Raw genomic sequence first — 16899 nt, 5'->3', positions numbered from 1 at the left:
TCGTCTTAAGTTAGAGATAAGATGAGAGAGGATTCACAGAATAGTCACAAATGGATGTCCAACCGAAGGAGGCGGAATATGAGGGGGGAAGTATATACACCTGACAAGCAGGGGAGAAGTGTGATGGATGACGGGAGAATAATAGAGCTGAGGCCGATTGCACTCTCCGGCGAGGGAGGAGCGGTGACGCGGGTAGGCCCGCTTTTTTACTGGTCCTGGCTCGGGGTGCCGCTGGAAGGGCATGCCCCGATGCACCGCCACCAAGGTTTTGAAGTCGTGACTTATATGATCCAGGGGAAGACCGTTCATCAGGATGAGTACAGCGGGCATAAGGAAGCGGTGGCAGGCGATCTGCTGCTTATGCGTTCAGGCTCGGGAATACAGCATGAAGAATGGTATACGGGCCCGGACGCCGAAGGCTTTCAGATCTGGCTGGAGCCGCATCTTCGCAATGCGCTGAAGCAGAATCCGGCCTGCCGCCAATATATCTCCGACCAGCTGCCGGTCCTTCCGTTCGACGGGGGTTCCCGCAAAATAATTATCGGTGACGGATCGCCGGTAGACGTCTCGGTGGATGTACATATGATCGATCTGCAAGTGCTGGCCGGACATAAGGCTGCTTATGAGCTCAAGCCGGGACGGATGCTGGCGGCCCTTGCTGTAAGAGGCGGCGGTGTCTGGTATAGGGATTCGGAAAATGATGGGAGCATGCTGCCATTTCTCCATCGTGATTTTATGGTGATCGAGCATGGCTCAGAGGGGCCGGAAGGCTGGAGCCTGCTGGCTTCAGACGATATCCGGATGATTCTGATCGACGTTCCTCGTGATCCGGGCTACCCGCTCTACGCCAAACGCCCCTGAAAATATGACAATATTGTAGTGGAAGTCCGGGCGCAACGTGCGCTAGACTTTAGTCTGTACCTCGGTATTATTAGAGGGCAGACTTTTTTTATGGATTTCCCCGTTGTTTAACCATAATCCCCCAACGAAGGACCTATCATTCTCCGAAGGCTCTGGATTTGTCATTCCCATTTTTCAATCACCTGGAAGTATCCCCCAAATTTTGAATACAAATTAATCTATTTATACTAAATTTATGTTGGAAAAGCGACAAAAGTCCTCCTTCTTGGCAATAGTTGGCATACCCATTTGTGCATATAGTAGCATGCGTCCCGGTGGACAGGCTGGCTATAATGAGTGCGGGATTACGAGATGGGTTCGTAATTCTAATCATGCCAGATGGGGGAGATCAACCATTCTTACGAAAAAAGGTTTCAAAAAGTTGTTGGCTGGGACGCTACTGTCGGCAGTTGTTGTAGGTTCTTACGGCCCTGGATTCACAAGTCCGGTCCAAGCCGCTTCCACGCAGTCTGTAACTACAGGAGTTGCGAACTCCAATGTGTATATGAGAAGTCAGCCTTCGACTTCGGGCAAGGTTGTAGCCAGAGTGTACAAGGGTGACAATGTTCGGATTCTGGCCAGCAATTCCAGCTGGTATAGAATTGTCGATTCGAAAGGCAATCAGGGCTATGCTTCGGCGAAATATATTACGGCTCAAAGAACATCTTCCGGTTCCGGCAGTTCCGGCAGCAAGGCTCCGGCCACCAACGCAGCGGTTGAGAGAGTGATCAATGCCGGGATGAAATATTTGGGCACGCCTTACGAGTTCGGCTCTAACCGCAGCTCCACCAGAACGTTTGACTGCTCGGATTTCGTGCGCCGTGCATTCATTGAAGGGGCAGGCATTACACTGCCGAGCAATTCCCGCACCCAAGGTGCCTGGATCAAGGATAAAGGAACGGATGTGTACAGGCTGAGTGAATTGAAGCGAGGGGATCTTGTATTCTTCATGAGCTACAGAGGCTCTTCGGCATCCGCATACGCTGGAGTGGACAAGTCCAAGCAGCGGATTACTCATGTGGCCATTTACCTTGGCGACGGCAAGCTTCTGCATACTTACTCCAAGCAATCCGGAGGCGTTCTGGTTGGAGATTTCAGTTCTTCGTGGCAGCATCGTTTCCTGTTTGGCGGAAGTGTGCTGTAACATAGACAGAATTCGTGAAAGAACGGTTATTCACATACGCAAGCTGCATGTATTATGTACACAAGCTGTCCCCGGAGCGGCGCTGGCCGCCGGGGGCAGCTTTTTGCTTGTCTGAGCGAACGGAATAGCTGCAACCTTGCCTCTCGTTCACTCGTCTGGTAGGTGAGGTGATGAATATGAAAAAGTCACTATGGTCCATATGGATGCTTCTGTTAGTCCTTGCAGGCTGCACAGGCCAGGTCGCGCACGAGGTGCCGTCGTCTGTCCCGGACACGGAGGAGCCCGCTCGCGAGAGCCGCTCGGAGAGGGTCGAAGGAGATTTTGTCTACCGGTTGGTCAGTGAACAAGGAGAATATGCTGCAGGGGAACAGGTGCAATTGTATGCTGAGCTGGAATATACAGGGGAAGAGGACGAAATCACGATATCGCATGCCGCATCTCCATTCTGGTTTCCGATCCGTGAACTGACCCGGGAATATGACATTTCCTACGGGATGAATGAGCCTTTGCTTCATACGACGCTCAAGAAGGGCGAGCCGTTACGCGAATATTACAAGGGCGCGTATGGTTATAATGGCGAGGATAGCGATGCGTACAAGCAATTTATTAAGTCGCTCGACAACGGATTTCCGGAAGGGCGTTATGTCGTATACGGGTCTGCCGATTTTCTCGTTCAGGCACCGGAGATAGAAGGGGAAGCCGAAGCGCCCGATGTATACAAGCTGACAACGGAAATCGAGTTCGTTGTGAAGTGAGGCAAGCTCGCAGAGAGAAGCCCGAATCGATAGAAAGAAGAGCGATCATTCGCAGGGTTTTGCTGCGATAATCGCTCTTTTTGTGATGCTGCCGTTCCTCAGTATCGTTTATTGAAATCCGCCGTTGGACGAACCCGGGAATGGCTGATGTGAATTTGGCGAGGTTTGCCCGAAGTTCGGCTGAATGTGCGAGATGTTCTGCGTTGCGGCAGAGCTTTCTACTTGTCTGACGATCTGGGACATTTGCTGATACTGCTGCATCGCCTGCTGATGACCTTGAAGCGCGGTCTGGATAATCTGAACCGCCTGCCGCTCACGTTGAGCCAGCTCCTCCAGACGCATGGCGTTCTGCTGCTCCTGATGCAGAAGCTGCTGATACATTTGGGTCGCTTGCTGCGTTTGCTGGGACAGCTGCTGGATCATTTGTTCACATTGGCGGATCTGGCTGGCGATTTGCGATTGATTCTGATACATGTGTATTCCTCCTAAGTGATGTTGGGTCAGGCCCAGATTAGTGTGTGGAGGAATACACAAAAACATGCAGGGTTTGTTAATTCTGGACCGAAAGCTGATCTTCGAGCAGGCGCACAAATTGTTCCAGGAAGGCCTGGTCCTCTTCATCAAAGCGTCCTTTAAGCGGGCTGTCGATGTCAAGCACACCGTACAGCTCGCCGTTCACGATCATCGGGACAACGATTTCGCTGTTGGAAGCAGCATCACAGGCGATATGGCCGGGGAAGGCATGGACGTCTTCGACGACCACGGTTGATCGCTGTGAGGCGGCTGCTCCGCATACGCCGCGGTTCAGCGGAATCCGGATGCAGGCTGGAAGTCCCTGGAACGGGCCGAGCACCAGCTCTTTGCCATCGTACAGATAGAAGCCGACCCAGTTAATATCGGATAGAAAATGTCCAAGCAGCGCCGACGCATTGGCCAGGTTGGCAATGGCGCTTGGTTCGTCGTGGATAAGAGCTTTTAATTGACCAAGCACCTGAGCCTGCTGCTCGCTTCGGGTGCCCTCGTAAGGTATATTTTGAAACACGGCGAAATCCCGCCTTTCCGTATAGTATGGCTGATGATATCAGATGTATCCATGCTCCAAGATAGTACATGGTGACGGGTTCGTCAAGCATGGCTCTAACGTACGGAGCCAAGCAAGGAGGGCTGGCCGTGATTCCGGTTGCAGGTGGAAGGGTAATGAACATTGAATGGTCGTTCGCTACACTGAACCGGAAGGGAGAGAAGCAAACATGCGGGCAGACGTGCAAAACTTGTTAATCGGCATCTACATGCTATACCGTGCCCATGAGCAGGATCTTACGATCAGCGGCATGCAGGAGGAGCTGGAACGGGAAGGATACAAGGTGGCAGACCGAGAGGTCAAGCTGGAGCTTGAGCGGCTGACACAGGACAATTTCCTGACCGCCCACGGCGATAGCTACAGCATAACCGGAGCAGGCATTGAGGAATTCAAGGAGATCCAGCGCAAGCTGGGTGAACTCGTCGATCTCGTGCTGAAGCCGGTCAAGATGAAGAAGGCCGATTCGGCGGTCTAAGACGCTAAGATGTGAACAGAATAGCAGCCCTCCCTGGCGGAAGGAAGCTGCATTGGCAGTTACCGTCAGGGAGGGCTGTTGTGTTGTCTGTTGCGATTCAGGCCGGGGCAATGCGGTTCTCAACCGATGTGCCTGAACCTGAGCCGGACGGTTCGGATTCCGATGATGGGACAGCGGAACGAACATGATCCGGCGATCCGATATAAGTCCGGGTGAACGATTGCACCTCGGACCGATACAGTGCCGGATCGACATGATAGGCGTTGGCATGAATGGCTCCGTTAATGAGCAGCAGTCGTTTCGGTTCGGGCTTCTGCTCGTACATCTCCATACTCATCCGGGTCGGAACGTAGTTGTCGTCCGTGCCATGGATGAAGAGAACCGGGATGCGGCTGTCCCGCACGGCGCGGATCGGGCTCACCTGCTCTACGCTGAAGCCTGCTTTGCGCCGGATGCGGGAGGCCACCCAGGACAGAAACGGAATGGAAGGGATTTTGTTCAGCGTGGTCAACTGATGCCTTAGCAGCTCGGTCAGATCGGAATAAGGGCAGTCGGCAACGACAAATTTGACTTGAGGGTCGGCGATCGCCAAGTATTCAAGCACTGTTCCGCCGCCCAGTGATTGACCGTGCAGTCCGATGCTGATATCCGCTCCGTATTCCCGGGTAAGCCAGCGAACCCATGCCTGCACATCATATTTTTCGTAATATCCGTAAGTGGTAAAGCGCCCCTCGCTTCTGCCGTGCCTGCGCTGGTCAATCAGCAGGACATTGCAGCCTTCCTCCACGAACATATCGATAAATTGAGTAGAAAACGCCCTTGATCCAGTGTAGCCGTGAACGACGATAACCCAGCGCTTGGAGCCGGGATGACGCTCCACAGCGTCTCCGCACAGCCTCAGGCCGTCGAAGCTGGTGATCACGACCTCTTGTTTCTCAAGCGCCTCATAACGCTCCCTGCTGTATAACCCGGCTTTTTCCAGAATGGAGAACAGAAGGTGATCATTTCTTACTCTCATTCTCGTAATTTGCAAATATCCGAGTTGTGTAATCGCGGCAGCAAGAATCACAATAACCAGCAGAATGGAGATAGTAATGTACATCTTTACACTTGGCCTCCTTGTTTCGGTTATGCATGCGTGGATGCAGTATTGACGGGAGTGCTTCGGATGAATCAATATAGCTGTAAGGTTGTTTTCCACAACGAGGGTTCTAGGATTAATCGAATAGCAGGCTGTTCATCGATACGAACGCTGCCTATACTCCTCTATATTGTACCCGGAAGCGGCTGGAATCGCATGCTGCGAATAGCTGACAACGGGTAGTATCACCGAAAATAAGGTTTGCCACTCCTGATGATCAAAAATTGAGAGGCCCAACTTCCGTGTAAATGGCCAGTTCCCTCATTCCCCGCAGCGCATGCCTTGCTGGAAGCCAAACACGGATTCTGATGAGCCGAAAAAGGAGAGATGCCTGTGTACCGCTGTCAAGGCGATATTCCCGAGCTGACAGGGGAGCGAATCAGACTCCGAAGGATGGAGCCTTCGGATGGACGAGCGATGTATGCGTGCTGGGCGGATGCGCAAACAGCTCGATTCCTGGAGATCCCGGCGATCAATGGGGCGGAGGCCGCCGCCGCTTTAATCGCTTCGCTGAACAAGCTGGCTGAAGAGGATGAAGCGCTGCGCTGGGGCATTGAGCTGCGACAGACGGGAACGCTGATCGGCAGCTGCGGCTACAATTTGTGGCAGCTGCAGGGGGTGTATCGCGGGGAGATCGGCTGTGAGCTCGCCAGCGCCTACTGGGGCCAAGGCTATATGCAAGAAGCGCTGTCTCTATGTATCGATTATGGTTTCTCGCAGATGGAATTGAACCGGATCGAGGCATACTGTGACCGGGATAATGGGCGAGCGACCGCTTTTTTTCACAAAATGGGTTTCGTCCTTGAAGGGACGCTGCGGGAATATCGTTACTCGGACAGAGGCGCTGTGGATGCGGTGGTCCTGTCCATACTGCGCAGGGAGTGGAATGCTCTTCCGCCGCAGACCAAGGCTTAGATGCTAGGAGTTGTTGGATGTGTTGATTCAATTTGAAACCGGAAATACGCTGCTGCACAGAATGGATCCTCTTAGCAAAATGACGGTGCTGTTCTGCGTGGCGGTGATGGCCATGGTGCTGGATCATTTCTCGCATCAGGCCGGGCTGCTGCTATTGTGCATCGCGGCAGCCCGCGGCCTTGCAGGTCTGTCATGGATGCGGATTGCCAGGGGCATCCGGTTGATTGCGATTGTGGCTGTTCCGTATTTTGTACTTACGAGCCTTACGGCATCGGGCGAGACGGTTGTGCTCGCATGGGGGCCGCTTGCATTCACCGCCGAGGCGCTGAATGCCGCCGCTGCAATGTCGCTGCGCATGATTGTGCTGTTCCTGTCGTCGCTGGTGTACATCGTGACCACCGATCCAAGAGCGCTTGTGACAGAAATGGTGGTGAGGCTTCGTTTGCCGTACCGGTTCGCCTTTGGCATCTCGGCCGCCCTGACGTTCATTCCGCTGCTTGAGGCAGAGGGCACCCAGATCCTGGCCGCCCATCAGGTGCGGGGGCATCGTCCGCCGAAAGGGATAACGGGGCGCATCCGCTGGTGGGGGCGGTTTGTCACCGCGGTGCTGCTGAATGCGTTGCGGCGGGTCCAGCAGACGGCCGGAGCGATGGAAAGCAAAGGCTTCGGCGCTTTCCCGGATCGGACGTTTCGCAAAGCGGTTACGATTCCTTGGTGGAGCCCGTGGTCGGCTGCAGCTGGCGTGCTATTGACCTTGCTTGTGTGCTGGATTGTCTAAATTGTTAACCTTAAATTAATAAAATAGGTTGACGTTTCGGATCGGAGAAGGCAAAATACTAGAGTAACAAAATTCAGTGAAACACTTCCGAAGAAGCAAGGGAAGTGCAGTTCAAGGAGGAGTTCAAGTGTCTTCATCCGCTTCTACCCATCATAAATGGTTCTCGTTTACAACCCAGGAGATTATCCTGATGGCGATGCTGGCTGCGGTCAATGCGGTGATCACAGTGTACATCGGTCCGGTTAACAAGCTGCTCACCAGCCTCGGGGGGCCGATTGCAACCTCGACAACGACCGGAATTTATATGGTTTACGGTCTGCTGGCCTATTACATCATCCGCAAGCCGGGTACGGCCGTGCTGACATTTGCCATAGGAGGAACCATTCAGGCCTTAACGGGAACGGTTTACGGCATCGCATCATGCTTTGTAGCCGCTGGTTGTTATATGGTAGTGGCAGAGGCGATCTTTGCCATCTTCCGTTACAGGAATTGGAGTGCGGGCGTAATGATGCTGACAGGAGGCGCGATGGTGCCGCTGTGGTTCCTGTTTGCTTCGATCATGTTCGGTTATACCGCTTGGCCGATTGGCGTGCTTGGCGCTGCGCTTGTTGTCCGGATTGCCAGCGGCATTGTGGTGTGCGGCCTGCTGACGAAGGTGCTTGGCGACGCGCTCGTCAAATCGGGGCTGTTGCGGCGGTTTGCGGCCGGGGCGCGGAGTTAACCCGGTATGAAAGGCACGGAGGTCATCTGTACCGAGCTCGGATTTACATATGACGGAGAAGAGCGGCCAGCCCTGGAAGGCGTAACGATGGCCATCCGCTCAGGAGAATGGGTGGCTATTGTCGGCCCCAGCGGCAGCGGAAAATCAACGCTGTGCCAGCTGCTTAACGGGCTTCTGCCCCGAAGCGGGGGCGGAGTTCGGGCGGGTCAGGTACAGCTGGACGGAATCGACCCGAAGGATGCGCCGCTCTCGGCGGTAACGGAGGCGGCGGGGGTGCTGTTTCAGGACCCGGATGCCCAGCTCGTCCAAGGCATTGTCGAGGACGAGGTGGCGTTCGGCCCTGAGAACATGAGGGTCCCGCCGGAGCAAATCGAGCGGCGGGTCCAGGAAGCGCTGCAGGCGGTCCGGCTGCTGGACCGCCGCGCAGACCCCGTCCGCAGCCTGTCCGGAGGACAGCGGCAGCGGACGGCGATCGCCGCGGTGCTGGCGCTTAAGCCGCGGCTGCTCGTCTTTGACGACGCCTGCGCCAGCCTGGACGCTGCGGCGCAGGCGGATTTCCTGCAGCTGTGCCGCACGCTGCAGGCCGAGGGCCGGACGCTCATCACCGCGTCCGGCCGCTTTGACGATGTCGCGCGCGCAGCGCAGCGCGTCATCGTCCTGGACGGCGGCCGCGCGGTGCTGGACGCGCCGCCGGAGGAGCTGCTGCGCCGCTGCGGTGAGCAGCTGGCGCAGCTGGGCGTGCTGCCCCGGGCCGCAGGCTCCCGGGGCGCGGGCCCGGCGGGCGGGCCGATGGCCGCCCCGCCTGCCGCCGGGGCGCGAGCTGCCGCGCTGGAAGCGGCAGCTTCGCCAGCGGCCGCTCCGCCGCTGGCCTCCGGCGCCGGGGCATTACACGCCCCGGCCACCTCGGCCAAGGGCGGGCCGGGCGCCGCATCGCCCGCCGCTGGCGCATCTTCGGCACTGCTGGACATACGCGAGCTGAGCTTCGCGTATCCCGGCGGCCGAAGGGCGCTTGACTGCGTAAACGCTCGCCTATATCCCGGCGAATGGGTGCTCCTCACCGGGGAGAACGGTTCGGGCAAAACCACGCTCAGCCGCCTCATCATGGGCTTGCTGCCTGCACATTCCGGCAGCTTGTACTGGCAGGGAGCGGATATGGCCGCGCTGCCGGTTTACCGGAGAGCAGAGCATATCGGCTACGTATTTCAGCAGCCGGAGCATACCTTTACCGCCTGGACCGTATGGGATGAGCTGGTCTATGCGCTCCATGCGGGAGCGCATAGCCGGGACAGAACCGGGCTTGCCGGCGATCAGCTGGAGCGGGCAAGCTTTCTGCTGGAAGCGGCCGGCCTTGTTGGGCGCGAGCAGATATCCCCCTATCTGCTGAGCCAGAGTGAGAAGCGGCTGCTCAGCCTGATCAGCCAGCTTGTCATCCCCAAGCCGCTGTATATTCTGGATGAACCGACCTCGGGCATGGATTATGCGGCGATAGACCGCGTGAACCATCTGTGCCGATTTGTAATCGGGGAAGGCGCCGCCGTGCTCATGATCACACATGATCCCGGCTGGGTGCAGGAAGCGTCCGCGCGTATCCTCCATCTGGAGGACGGAAAAGTCAAGACTCCCCATCCGGCAGGGCAAACAGTATAATAGAAATATTACACAAGTTGGAAGCGCTCCTGTACAGGAGGGCTTCTTATGCTGTAGGCCGCATTTGTGTCCCGGTGGAGCGAGAGCTTCGTCGTCAATCCTTTTGCGGGGCGGAACTTACATAGGGATGCAGCCGCGGCTCGTACAGAATAAAGGGGCGTATATGGACTTGAGTACAGTAAAACATGACAAGCGCGGCTATATATTGGCAGGGTTATTGTTGTCCACGTTTATGGCTGCCATTGAAGGAACGGTTGTCGGGCCTGCCGGTCCGGCCATTATCAGCAGCTTTGGCAGCGTCAGCCTGATGAGCTGGATTTTTACCGCGTATCTGCTTACGATGACCGTAACCACCCCGATCTTCGGAAAGGTCAGCGATCTGTATGGCCGCAAGCCGGTATTCCTCTATGGCTCGCTGGTATTTCTGATTGGCTCTCTCCTGTGCGGCTTGTCGCAGTCCATGACCCAGCTGATCGTGTTTCGCGCCATCCAGGGGATCGGTGCGGGTGCTGTCATTCCGGTGACGTTCACGATTATCGGGGACATCTATAACCTGGAGGAGCGCGGCAAGGTACAGGGGATGATCAGCTCGGTATGGGGCATCTCCTCGTTGATCGGTCCGCTTCTGGGCGGCTATTTTGTGGACTATTTATCCTGGCACTGGATTTTTGTGTTTAACGTGCCTTTTGCATTATTGTCGATCTGGCTGATCTATAAATACTTTCTGGAAGAGCGCAGCCCGCGCTCAGTTTCGATTGACTATGCGGGAGCTGGGTTGTTCGCGGTAGGAACGACGGCGCTGCTGTTTGCCCTTGCGGTCGGCGGAGAGACCTATGCCTGGACCTCGCCCTTCATGCTGGCACTGCTGTTCGCTTCGATCGCGCTGCTGGGGGCATTTCTATATGTAGAGAGCCGGGTGCAGGAGCCGATGCTGCCGCTCGGGCTGTTCAAAATCCGGGACATCGCGGTGTCCACAGCTGCCAATCTCTTTGTCAGCGCGCTCATTATCGGGCTCAGCACCTACCTGCCGCTCTGGATACAAGGGGTCCGAGGAGGAAATGCGACTCAGTCCGGTCTGGCTCTGGCGCCGATGTCGATCGGCTGGCTGATCGGCTCCATTATCAGCGGCCGGATCATTCCGCGAATCGGTTCCCGCGTGACGGCCATCATCGGCACGATCGCTCTGATCATCGGGGCTGCCGGGCTGGTAAGCACGCAAAAAGACACCCCGATGGGGCTGCTGTTCGTCTATACATTCATATATGGCGTGGGGTTCGGGTATATCTCCACCTTGTTCCAGATTATCGCCCAGTCCTCGGTCGGTTATCAGGTTCGCGGGGCCTCGACCGCGCTGAATTCCTTCATCCGCACCTTTGGCCAGACGGTGGGGGTAGCTGTGTTCGGGCTGTGGATCAACGCCGAAATCGCCAAGGGGATTGCTGCCAGCCCGGAAGCTGCAGCCATTACGAGTGAGGATATCAACAAGCTGCTGTCTCCTCACGAGGCGGCGGAGCTACCTGAGGGCGCGGGCGGTGTATTGAGCCAGGTGCTGGAGGGAAGCCTGCACTCGCTCTTTATGGTGATGGCAGGCATGGCCGTGCTCACGCTGTTCATTGTTGCGGCCTTCCGCAACCGGCCGCCTGCACCGGAGGAGGGCTGGGAGACGGAAACGGAAGTTCAGACTTCTACTTCCGATCCGAAGCGGAAGCGGTAATTGCCATTAGCGCGCCGATTGTCAACGCACGGCCTGCCACGCCATGACCCGATGGGTGATGAATGCTGGCAGGCCGTGCTGCGTGGATGAAGCATTTGTGTTCGGGGCTTCTAGCTTCCAGGTTGATCACAGACCTTTTTTCATGAATTCAAGTCAATTGGCTGCAAAAACATCATAAAACCTTGTCATCATGCCGTATGCCGCCAGGACTTGCTCCATTATAATAAACGTATTTGGCATGCTGTCCGCATCCATAGGGGAACAGGGGATGTTTTGAATGTCCGGATTTAATTTGTATCGCAAAATGGTGCTGTTTATTTTTCTGATGCTGATTCCGATTATGGGATTGTATCTATACTCCAACAAAACAACAACCACGGTGCTGAGCAGGGAATTGAGCGCTTCGAATACGAACCAGCTCGTCTTTTTTCAAAATCAGGTGAACACGGACATCGACATTCTGGCTTCATGGCCCAATCTGCTGCTGCATGATCCCGATATTTCAAGCTTCCGGGAAATTTACCTGGAGGACGATGATCTGAACCTCGACGCGATCAATCTGGTCAAGCAGATTCAGACGAAGCTGAGTCTTCAGCAGAGCTCCTCGAATTGGCGCAGCCATCTGGCGGTGTATTCGCCGTCTCTTGGCAGGGTGGTGACAGAGAATGATGCCGGCTATTATTCCCATACGGAGCTGGAGAGCCATTTGACCCCGGGCTGGCAGGTGTCCTCTTATATGGAAGGAAGCGAGCAGCGCTTTCTTTTTTCCTGGTATGCCGCCGCTCCGTATTCCTCGATGTCAGGCCGGTACAACACCGTGACGAAGGTTCAATTCGACAGCACGAACATTCAGGATATGCTGGATCGATTCAAAAGCGACGGAAGAGGGGATCCGTTTTACTACAAGCCGGGCACCGGCGTCATCTATAATCGGACCGCTGACCGGGACCGGATCAGCAGCATTCTGTCAGAGCTGAGCAGCGAGCCGCTGCACAAGGTGGAGAACCGTGTCAAGAAGGTGGACGGTAAAACGTATTCGGTCAGTCTCGTGATGTCGGAGGCGACAGGCTGGTACCTGATCGATTATTTGCCCTTGTCCGATATTATGCAGCCGATTATGACCTCCAACAAACGGTTTTACCTCTCGATTGCAGCCTTGCTTATGATGGGTTGTGTGACCGCTTACTTGCTCTACTCCCAGGTGCAGGTGCCGGTCAAACAGCTGGTTCATGTGTTTCGCAGGCTTCAGATCGGGGACTATTCAGTACGGATGCAGGTGAAGGGGAAGAATGAATTCAGCTTTCTGGCCGCCCGTTTTAACTCCATGGTCGAGCAGATTCAAGAGCTGTTCGAGCGAGTGTACCTGGAGAAAATCCATGTCCGGGAAGCGAAGCTGAAGCAGCTCCAGTCGCAAATCAATCCGCATTTCTTCTATAACTGCTTCTCGTTCATTACGAGCATGGCCAAGCTGAAAAAATACGAGGCGGTCGTCGCCATGTCCCATAGTCTGTCGCGCTATTTCCGTTATACGACCCGGCAGGAGAGGGAGCTTGTGCCGATTGCGGACGAGCTGGAGTTTGTCTCTCATTATTTGAACATTCAGACGCTGCGGATGAATCGTCTCACCTATCGCATTGCATCGCATGCGCTGGAGCAGGCGATAGAGATTCCGCCGCTGGTGATCCAGCCTCTTGTCGAGAACGCGGTCCTGCACGGAATCGAGCCTCAGGCAGGCCCGGGAGAAATCGAGGTTTCCTTTCGGGTGGAAGACGGCAGGGCGGTTGTCATCGTGGATGACAACGGGGTCGGCATGCGTGACGGGCAGCTTGCGGAGCTTGAGGCCCGCATGAACAGGCCTATGGATGAGAATATGGGCTGTGGTGTCTGGAACGTCCATCAGCGAATGCGGCTCAGGTATGGAGAACAGGCCGGCCTGCGCTTCAGCAATTCTCCGCTGGGAGGAACAAGGGCAGAGCTGTACTGGCCGGTTGCGATGGACCATCAGCCCGCTGAAGCACAGCGGGAGCAGAGGAGGTTAGGAAGCGGATGAATATATTGCTGGTTGATGATGAGAGCTATGTCACCGAAAGCTTGAGGGAGACGATTCCCTGGGATGAAATCGGCATTCAGGCGGTGTATCAAGCCTCCTCGGCCTTCATGGCAATTGACAGGCTGGAGGAGCTGGATATTGACATCGTGGTGACGGATGTCCGAATGCCGGAGATGTCGGGCCTGGAGCTGATCGGGACGATTACGGAGCGCTGGCCGCATATCCGCTGCATTTTGCTGACAGGCTACTCGGACTTTGAATATGCGAAGCAAGCCGTCCAGCTGCAGGCTTCGGCCTATATTCTGAAGCCGGTGGATGACCGGGAGTTCATCCATAGCATTGCGGCTGCGATCCGGTCCATTCAGGAGGAGCGGATGGAGCTTGAACGCTATTACAAGCTGCTGCACAGCTGGAAGTCGGATCTTGGCCACTTGAGGACGCGGCTGCTGCAGGACTTGGCACTCGGCAGGGAGCTCTCTGTTCCCATGTTAACAACCAAGCTTAATGAATATGAAATCGCTTTCGATATGAACCGGGATACAGCGATGCTGCTCATTCAGCTAGGCAGCAGATTTACGGGGCTGGATGAGCATTCGGCCGGTTTGATGGAATATGCCCTCGTGAATATGGCGGAAGAGGTATTTAAGGACCGCTTCCACATATGGTGCGGCAAGGCGCCTCATCACTGCATGATTCTTCTGGCTCAGATGAGGCAGGATGGCCAGGGGCTGGCAGCCGGCAGCGGAACACAGCCGGCCGAGGTGCTGCTGCAAGGGTATGCCGAGCAGCTGCAGCACCATGTGAGCAGCTATTTGAAAGGGGAGATTTCGGTGCTCGTTACGCCGATGTTCCGCTTCCCCGGCGGCGTGGCCGATACTTATCGCTCGGCACTGTCATCGCTGTATGTGCTGGACCAGAGCGACCGCGGCGAAATCCGGTTTATGAATGAAGCGGCAGCTTCAAGCGAAGTGCTGATCCAAGCCGTGGCGGAATTGGACCAGCCGCCAGCCCTGTATCAGCTGCTGGAGACGAGGCAATGGGAGGATGCCCGCGGCAAGCTGGAAGCTGTTTTTGCCGTGCTGGAGCAGGCCTGCATCGGACAAGCGCAGCTGTACGGGGTGTTTCTGCACATAAGCAATGCTTATATGTATATCGCACACAAGCAGGGATATTTAATTCACCAGCTTGACCAGGCCGGCTGGGACCCGCTGTATATTCAGCAGCTTATTCAATCGGTGAGTAAACTTCGGGCATGGTCCCTGGACATGCTGGACAAGCTGGTCCAGATTGACTCGGGTCAGGACCAGCGCCACAAGAGCCGCATCGTGCGTCAGGTACAGGACATGGTGGCAGCCGAGAACGGTCATGAGCTCTCCGTCAAAACGATTGCAGACAGAGTCTATCTGCATCCCGTCTATTTATCTAAGATCTACAAAAGCGAGACCGGCGAAGGGCTGGGCGATTATATTATCCGGAAGCGCATGGAACGGGCGCTTTATCTGCTCAAGCATACGAACAAACGAATATACGAAATTACAGCTGAGCTTGGCTACCAGAACCCGCAGTACTTCAGCAAAATGTTCCGCAAGCTGTATGGAATGACACCCCATGAGTACAGGGAGCAATGATGTTGCCAAAGGTGCAGAAATGTTCGATTCGTGACATAGGCTGTGCGGGCCGCGTCCCTCTATAATGAAATTATAAAGTCGTGAGCCAAAGGGGGAGTAGATATGTGGGTAAGAAAGGGCTGGCTGCAGCTGCTGGCGGTGTCGATTCTGCTGGCAGGAAGCCTGGCCGGATGCGCAGGCGGAGGCAGCGGCAGCGGCGGTGAAGAGGGAGCAGCGCCTGAGGAGAACCAACCTGTAAACGCCTACAAAGAGAAATACGAGCCGGAAGTTACGATCACCACCGTGTGGGGCGTTGATCCTACATTGAAATTCAAGAACGGAGAGACGATTGAGAACAATGTAGCCACACGCTGGGCCAAAGAGAAATTCGGCATTAATATCAAGTCGCTGTGGTCGATCACGGATACCAACGGCGCCTTTGCGACCAAGCTCCGGCTGGCCATGTCTTCGGGTCAGGAGATGCCGGAGGTGGTTACGCTCGGCACGGAGAACAACCAGCTTGCCCAGGATCTGATCGATTCGGGGATGTTTGCGGAAGTCGGCACGCTGTTTGACCAGTATGCCTCACAGACTTGGAAGGATGCGATGAACCAGGATCCGAATGTCTGGAATCCTTATACGCGCGATGGAAAGAGGATGGGAATTCCGGTACTGGACTTTGCCTATAACCATGACTATATTTTGTGGATTCGCCAGGACTGGCTCGATAAGCTCGGTCTGAGCGAGCCGAAGACGCTGGATGAGCTGGAGCAGTTGATGGATGCATTCAAGAACCGGAATCCGGATGGGCTTGCCCCGGACAAGGTCATTCCGCTGAGCATCGGATTCAAGACGTCCATGAACACCTGGATGGGAGACCCGTCCTGGGTATTCGGCGCATACGGCACGCTGCCGCAGCAGTGGAATGAATCCGAGGATGGCACATTGGAGTACGGCTCCGTTCATCCGGGGATGAAGGAGGGGCTCAAGAAGCTCAAATCATGGATGGATAGCGGCTACATTCCGAAGGAAGCGGCGCTGTGGGATGAGAACAAGACGGCCGAACCGGCTGTGGCAGGAACAGCAGGCATCATTCCAGGTCCGTACTGGATGAGCGGATGGCCGCTGCAGGACACGGTCAAGAATGCTCCGGGGGCGGTATGGAAGCCAATTCCGATTCCGACCGGTCCGGATGGAACGGCGATGCGGCACGGCACGCACTACACGAACGGAGTCACGCTGATTCATAAGGATATGAAGCATCCGGAAGCCTTTTTCACCTATCAGAACTATCTGTTTGACAACTTCGCTGTCTCCAAGCCGGGCGGGGAATTCGAATACGGCATGTTTGAAGGCTATGATTACGAGCTGGATGGGAACGGTGAAATGGTGCCTAATGATCAGATCGAGGGCGGTTACGTCAATGTCGTCCGTTACTTGCTGGTCCGGGACGGCGCGCGCATTCCTGACCAGCAGATGCAGGCGCTGATGAAGCTGGCGGATGGCGGCACGCCTGAGACGCGCCTGGAGAGAGATGTCGCCGTCAACTACGGCAAGGATACGCCGGCCGCGGCACAGGTTCTCTTGACCCAGGAGGACATCTCCAAGAAGGACATGTTCACAGGGCCTGTCACAACAACGATGAAATCGAAATGGGATTATCTGAACAAAATCGAGAATCAGGCGCTGAATGAGATCATATACGGAAAGCAGCCGCTGGATTCCTTTGACGCCTTCGTCAAGTCGTGGAAAGGCGGAGGCGGGGATCAAATCACCCAAGAGGTGAACGAGTGGTATCAGAGCGTGAAATAACGGTAGCAGGGCCTTAGCGTTCCGCAGCGATGCGGGCGTTATAGGCCCTGTTCTGCCTTTGGCTGTCATGCCGACCGCCTGGGGCTGGTATTGCTAACGCCCTTATTTTATCGCCAACCGCCCTTAAACGGAACGTGAACCGCCTTATGACTGTAACGC

At 55.5% G+C, this 16899-nt stretch carries 15 protein-coding genes; 12 read left to right on the top strand and 3 right to left on the bottom strand.

The window, feature by feature from the left end; genetic code table 11:
* Positions 1-78 precede the first annotated feature (78 nt).
* From MKX64_RS06855 to MKX64_RS06845, 3 genes are all read left to right on the top strand, one after another.
* Positions 79-861 carry a pirin family protein gene (locus MKX64_RS06855; protein ID WP_095265981.1) on the top strand — a complete coding sequence of 261 codons (783 nt, stop codon included), beginning with the start codon at positions 79-81 and terminating at the stop codon, positions 859-861.
* 424 nt (positions 862-1285) lie between these two features.
* Positions 1286-2044 carry a C40 family peptidase gene (locus tag MKX64_RS06850; protein WP_341035579.1) on the top strand — a complete coding sequence of 253 codons (759 nt, stop codon included), beginning with the start codon at positions 1286-1288 and terminating at the stop codon, positions 2042-2044.
* A gap of 176 nt (positions 2045-2220) precedes the next feature.
* Complete coding sequence (locus MKX64_RS06845; protein WP_341035578.1) at positions 2221-2799, top strand: hypothetical protein; 579 nt, start codon at positions 2221-2223, stop codon at positions 2797-2799.
* Positions 2800-2907: 108 nt separating this feature from the next.
* Here the strand turns inward: MKX64_RS06845 and MKX64_RS06840 are convergent, their stop codons facing one another.
* Positions 2908-3273 (bottom strand): AMP-dependent synthetase and ligase, encoded by a 366-nt coding sequence (locus tag MKX64_RS06840; protein WP_155617632.1) that lies wholly within the window; start codon positions 3271-3273, stop codon positions 2908-2910.
* A 76-nt stretch (positions 3274-3349) separates the two neighbouring features.
* Positions 3350-3841: a GAF domain-containing protein gene (locus tag MKX64_RS06835; RefSeq protein ID WP_095398562.1), complete on the bottom strand. Its 492-nt coding sequence runs from the start codon at positions 3839-3841 to the stop codon at positions 3350-3352.
* Positions 3842-4049: 208 nt separating this feature from the next.
* Here MKX64_RS06835 and MKX64_RS06830 point away from each other — a divergent pair, with 208 nt between their 5' ends.
* Entirely contained in the window at positions 4050-4355 is a 306-nt protein-coding gene (locus MKX64_RS06830; protein ID WP_095265986.1) for a hypothetical protein, read from the top strand.
* 97 nt (positions 4356-4452) lie between these two features.
* On the opposite strand, the gene MKX64_RS06825 is transcribed toward MKX64_RS06830, so the two are convergent.
* Positions 4453-5457, bottom strand: coding sequence for an alpha/beta hydrolase (locus MKX64_RS06825; RefSeq protein WP_155617633.1), 1005 nt, complete (start codon positions 5455-5457; stop codon positions 4453-4455).
* A gap of 372 nt (positions 5458-5829) precedes the next feature.
* Between MKX64_RS06825 and MKX64_RS06820 the strand changes: the two genes are divergently transcribed.
* The 8 genes from MKX64_RS06820 to MKX64_RS06785 all read left to right on the top strand — a co-directional run bounded on the left by MKX64_RS06820 (position 5830) and on the right by MKX64_RS06785 (position 16740).
* The gene (locus MKX64_RS06820) at positions 5830-6411 is read left to right on the top strand and encodes a GNAT family N-acetyltransferase (protein WP_341035577.1); all 582 of its coding nucleotides are present in this window, start codon (positions 5830-5832) and stop codon (positions 6409-6411) included.
* A 19-nt stretch (positions 6412-6430) separates the two neighbouring features.
* A complete protein-coding gene (locus MKX64_RS06815; protein WP_095398564.1) occupies positions 6431-7189 on the top strand; it encodes an energy-coupling factor transporter transmembrane component T family protein in 759 nt (252 codons plus the stop codon).
* A 190-nt stretch (positions 7190-7379) separates the two neighbouring features.
* Positions 7380-7910 carry an ECF transporter S component gene (locus MKX64_RS06810; protein WP_095266052.1) on the top strand — a complete coding sequence of 177 codons (531 nt, stop codon included), beginning with the start codon at positions 7380-7382 and terminating at the stop codon, positions 7908-7910.
* Between the two features lie 6 nt (positions 7911-7916).
* Positions 7917-9557, top strand: a complete 1641-nt coding sequence (locus tag MKX64_RS06805; RefSeq protein WP_341035576.1) for an ABC transporter ATP-binding protein — start codon at positions 7917-7919, stop codon at positions 9555-9557.
* Positions 9558-9720: 163 nt separating this feature from the next.
* A complete protein-coding gene (locus MKX64_RS06800; RefSeq protein WP_341035575.1) occupies positions 9721-11271 on the top strand; it encodes an MDR family MFS transporter in 1551 nt (516 codons plus the stop codon).
* A gap of 277 nt (positions 11272-11548) precedes the next feature.
* Positions 11549-13321 carry a sensor histidine kinase gene (locus MKX64_RS06795; RefSeq protein ID WP_341035574.1) on the top strand — a complete coding sequence of 591 codons (1773 nt, stop codon included), beginning with the start codon at positions 11549-11551 and terminating at the stop codon, positions 13319-13321.
* On the top strand, positions 13318-14949 hold the full coding sequence (locus MKX64_RS06790; RefSeq protein ID WP_155618794.1) for a response regulator: 1632 nt from the start codon (positions 13318-13320) through the stop codon (positions 14947-14949). The genes MKX64_RS06795 and MKX64_RS06790 overlap by 4 nt, the downstream gene beginning before the upstream one ends.
* A gap of 102 nt (positions 14950-15051) precedes the next feature.
* Entirely contained in the window at positions 15052-16740 is a 1689-nt protein-coding gene (locus MKX64_RS06785; RefSeq protein WP_095398568.1) for an extracellular solute-binding protein, read from the top strand.
* Positions 16741-16899: the final 159 nt, after the last annotated feature.

The organism is Paenibacillus sp. FSL M8-0334 (assembly GCF_038000405.1).
GTDB classification, from domain to species: domain Bacteria; phylum Bacillota; class Bacilli; order Paenibacillales; family Paenibacillaceae; genus Paenibacillus_AQ; species Paenibacillus_AQ campinasensis.
Note: the sequence above shows the minus strand (reverse complement) of the source record. Positions and strands in the feature narration are given on the sequence as shown.

Excerpts from the sequence above, each read along its gene's own strand:
- MKX64_RS06855 (WP_095265981.1), top strand. The coding sequence starts at position 79 with ATGAGGGGGGAAGTATATACACCTGACAAGCAGGGGAGAAGTGTGATG.
- MKX64_RS06845 (WP_341035578.1), top strand. The coding sequence starts at position 2,221 with ATGAAAAAGTCACTATGGTCCATATGGATGCTTCTGTTAGTCCTTGCA.
- MKX64_RS06840 (WP_155617632.1), bottom strand. The coding sequence starts at position 3,273 with ATGTATCAGAATCAATCGCAAATCGCCAGCCAGATCCGCCAATGTGAA.
- MKX64_RS06830 (WP_095265986.1), top strand. The coding sequence starts at position 4,050 with ATGCGGGCAGACGTGCAAAACTTGTTAATCGGCATCTACATGCTATAC.
- MKX64_RS06825 (WP_155617633.1), bottom strand. The coding sequence starts at position 5,457 with ATGTACATTACTATCTCCATTCTGCTGGTTATTGTGATTCTTGCTGCC.
- MKX64_RS06810 (WP_095266052.1), top strand. The coding sequence starts at position 7,380 with ATGGCGATGCTGGCTGCGGTCAATGCGGTGATCACAGTGTACATCGGT.
- MKX64_RS06805 (WP_341035576.1), top strand. The coding sequence starts at position 7,917 with ATGAAAGGCACGGAGGTCATCTGTACCGAGCTCGGATTTACATATGAC.
- MKX64_RS06800 (WP_341035575.1), top strand. The coding sequence starts at position 9,721 with ATGGACTTGAGTACAGTAAAACATGACAAGCGCGGCTATATATTGGCA.
- MKX64_RS06795 (WP_341035574.1), top strand. The coding sequence starts at position 11,549 with ATGTCCGGATTTAATTTGTATCGCAAAATGGTGCTGTTTATTTTTCTG.
- MKX64_RS06790 (WP_155618794.1), top strand. The coding sequence starts at position 13,318 with ATGAATATATTGCTGGTTGATGATGAGAGCTATGTCACCGAAAGCTTG.
- MKX64_RS06785 (WP_095398568.1), top strand. The coding sequence starts at position 15,052 with ATGTGGGTAAGAAAGGGCTGGCTGCAGCTGCTGGCGGTGTCGATTCTG.